We start from the raw sequence: 295 nt of genomic DNA on the forward strand, positions 1-295 counted from the left end.
CGCCTATACCGTGCCCAATATGCTCTGTACCACCGGCATCATCTACAACACCACCATGGTGGAGAAAGCCCCCACCAAATGGGCTGACCTGTGGGACGAGCAGTACGCGGGCAACATCCTGATGTTCAACAACAGCCGTGATGCCTACGCCATTGCGGCGTTCAAGAACGGTACCAGCATCAACCCCGAGACCCCGGAAGAGGTGGACGTGGTGGTGGAGACCCTGAAAGCGCAAAAACCGCTGGTGCAGGCCTACGTTATGGATGAGATCTTTGATAAGATGATCGGCGGCGAG

1 protein-coding gene is annotated in these 295 nt (G+C 56.6%); it reads left to right on the top strand.

Features of this window, described 5'->3' with window-relative positions; translation table 11 throughout:
- Positions 1 to 295: extracellular solute-binding protein (locus tag P0G09_RS19440; protein WP_275253495.1), on the top strand; the 295-nt coding region annotated here is incomplete at both ends.

The organism is Faecalibacterium sp. DFI.5.82 (genome assembly GCF_029076575.1).
In the GTDB taxonomy this organism is placed as follows: Bacteria; Bacillota; Clostridia; order Oscillospirales; family Ruminococcaceae; genus Faecalibacterium; species Faecalibacterium duncaniae.